Source organism: Streptomyces sp. NPDC058157 (assembly GCF_042884105.1).
Lineage (GTDB): Bacteria > Actinomycetota > Actinomycetes > Streptomycetales > Streptomycetaceae > Streptomyces.
Genome location: NZ_JBHVUQ010000370.1, coordinates 1 through 3,071 on the forward strand (window position 1 = coordinate 1; position 3,071 = coordinate 3,071).

A 3,071-nucleotide genomic window follows, 5' to 3' on the forward strand; every position below is an offset into this window, starting at 1 on the left:
TGGCAGGGCAGCCCGAAGACGGCGGTCCGGGTGGGGTGCACGGGGTGGACGCGGGCGCCGCGCTCCAGGAGCAGGGCCACGGCACGCTGGTGGTCCTCTCCTCGGCCGCCGGGGTACGGGCCCGCGCTCCAGGCCGACTCCGTGCCCAGCGACCGGGCCCGGGCCATCGCCGTGCTGCGCCGCGCCGTCGAGCTCGGCGTGAACCACATCGACACCGCCGCCTTCTACTTCTCCCCGCTCCGCTCCGCCAACGAGCTGATCAAGAGCGCGCTCGGCGGTCCCTACCCGGACGACCTGGTCATCGCCACCAAGGTCGGCCCCCGCCGCGACGCCTCGGGGGAGTGGGCCGAACACGCCCGCACCCCGGGCGAGCTGCGCGGCCAGGTCGAGGAGAACCTCCGCCAGCTCGGCCGCGACCACCTCGACCTGGTCAACCTGCGCGTCCTCGGCACCGACTCCGTTGCCGAACGCTTCGGGGCCCTCGCCGAACTCCGCGAAGCCGGGCTCATCCGCCACCTCGGCGTCTCCAACGTCACCCCCGAGCAGCTCGCCCAGGCCCGGGCCGTCGCCCCGGTGGTCTGCGTACAGAACATGTACGGCATCGGCGTCCGCCCCGAGTACGACGCGTTCGTCCGGTCCTGCGGTGAGCAGGGCATCGCCTTCGTGCCCTTCTACTCGATCGCCGCCGCCGGCCGCGAACACGGCGCCGCCGCGGCCGAGAGCGCCGAGCTGACGGCCGTCGCCCGGGCCCACGGGGCGAGCACCGCACAGGTCCGCCTCGCCTGGACCCTGCACCGGGGACCCCACGTGCTGGCCATCCCCGGCACCGGCAACCCCGCCCACCTCGACGCCAACGTCGCCGCCGGCGCCCTGCGCCTGACCGACGAGGACCTGGCCCGCCTGGACGGCCTCCACCACCCCGGGGCCTGACCGGTCCGCCGGGGAGGCGCCCGTCCTCCCCGGCCGCGTCCGGCACAATCGGCGGATGAGCGATGAAGCCCCCCGCGACCCCGCGCCCGGTTCCCCCGACGACCCCTACCTCTGGCTGGAGGACGTGACCGGCGGGCCCGCCCTCGCCTGGGTGCGGGAGCGCAACGCGGAGACCGTCGCCGCGCTGACCGCCGACCCCGCGTTCAAGGAGACGGAACGCGAGGTGCGCGAGGTCCTCGACGACGACGGCCGGATCCCCTACACCGTCCGGCGCGGCCCCCACCTCTACAACTTCTGGCAGGACGCCGACCGGCTGCGCGGCATCTGGCGCCGCACCACCCTGGAGGAGTACCGCACCGAGCACCCGCGCTGGGAGACCGTCCTCGACCTGGACGCGCTCGCCGCGGCGGAGGGCGAGCAGTGGGCCTGGGCCGGCAGCAGCGTCCTGGCCCCCGGCCACCGCCACGCCCTCGTGCTGCTGTCCCGCGACGGCGCCGACGCCTGCGTGGTCCGCGAGTTCGACCTGGAGACCCTGGAGTTCGTCGCGGACGGCTTCACCGTCGACGAGGCCAAGACCCGCGTCGGCTGGATCGACCCCGACCACCTCTGGATCGGCACCGACTTCGGCCCCGGCACCATGTCCCCCTCCGGCTACCCCCTCCAGGTCCGCCGCTGGCGCCGCGGCACCCCCCTGCACGAGGCCGAACTCGTCTACGAGGGCCGCCCCACGGACCTCTCCGCCTCCGGCTGGCGCGACCACACCCCCGGCTTCGAACGGGACTTCGCCGCCCGCGGCATCGACTTCTGGAACCAGGAGCTGTTCCTCCTCCCCGAGGACCCCGCCGCCCCGCCGGAGAAGATCGACGTACCGGACGACGCCGTCACCGGCGTCCACCGCGACTGGCTCCTCGTCAACCCCCGGTCCCCCTGGCTCGGACACCCCGCCGGCAGCCTCCTCGCCTTCGGCTTCGACGCCTACCGGGCCGGGGACCGCACCCCGCAGGTCCTGTTCACCCCGGACGCGCGCACCGCCCTCGCCGGCTACAGCTGGACCCGCAACCACCTCGTCCTGCGCACCCGCGCCGACGTCTCCTCCCGCCTGGAGCTCCTCACCCCCGGCCCGGACGGCTGGACCCGCGCCCCGCTGACCGGCGTGCCGCCCCTGTCGACGGCCTCGGTGATCTGCACCGACCCGGACGAGAGCGACGAGTACTTCCTCGACGTCACCGGCCACCTCCAGCCCTCCACCCTCTACCGGGGCGTGGCCGGGACCGCCGGCCTGGAGATCCTCAAGCAGGCCCCCGCCCTCTTCGACACCGCCGGGCTCACCGTCAGCCAGTACTTCGCCACCTCACCCGACGGCACCCGCGTGCCCTACTTCGTCATCGGCCCCGAGGACCGCCCCGGCCCCGGACCCGCCCTGCTCTACGGGTACGGCGGCTTCGAGATCTCCATGGTCCCCTCCTACAGCGCCGTCACCGGCCGGGCCTGGCTCGCGCGCGGCGGGACGTACGTCGTCGCCGGCATCCGGGGCGGCCGCGAGTACGGGCCCGCCTGGCACCAGGCCGCCCTCGGCGCCAACCGGGTCCGCGCCTACGAGGACTTCGCCGCCGTCGCCCGCGACCTCACCGCCCGCGGCATCACCACCCCCGCCCAGCTCGGCATCGAGGGAGGCAGCAACGGCGGCCTCCTGATGGGCGCCATGCTCACCCGCGAACCGGAGCTGTTCGGCGCCGTCGTCGCCCACGTCCCCCTCCTCGACATGCTCCGCTTCCACAAGCTCCTCGCCGGAGCCAGCTGGACCGCCGAGTACGGCGACCCCGACGACCCGGCGGACCGGCCCCACCTCGAAGCCATCTCCCCCTACCACCGGATCCGCGCCGAAGGCCCCCCGTACCCGCCCCTGCTGCTGCTCACCTCCACCCGCGACGACCGGGTCCACCCCGGACACGCCCGCAAGATGGCCGCCCGGCTGCGGGAACTCGGGCACCCCGTCCTCTTCCACGAACACCTCGGCGGCGGCCACTCCGGAGCCACCGACCACCAGCAGACCGCCTTCAACGAGGCCCTCGTGCACACCTTCCTCCGGGAGCACCTGACCCCGCCGAGGTGACCGACCGGCGCGCTGCCCCGCCCGCCGC

General features: G+C 75.0%; 2 protein-coding genes. Both read left to right on the forward strand.

What is annotated here, in order from left to right; translation table 11 throughout:
• Window positions 1-30: 30 nt before the first annotated feature.
• Window positions 31-930 (forward strand): aldo/keto reductase, encoded by a 900-nt coding sequence (locus tag ACFVXK_RS37880; protein ID WP_389621729.1) that lies wholly within the window; start codon window positions 31-33, stop codon window positions 928-930.
• A gap of 55 nt (window positions 931-985) precedes the next feature.
• Window positions 986-3,043, forward strand: a complete 2,058-nt coding sequence (locus ACFVXK_RS37885) for a prolyl oligopeptidase family protein (protein WP_389621726.1) — start codon at window positions 986-988, stop codon at window positions 3,041-3,043.
• The last annotated feature ends 28 nt before the right edge of the window (window positions 3,044-3,071 follow it).

What these genes read in the sequence shown, in the direction of transcription:
- ACFVXK_RS37885 (WP_389621726.1), top strand. Translation starts at nt 986, where the DNA reads ATGAGCGATGAAGCCCCCCGCGACCCCGCGCCCGGTTCCCCCGACGAC.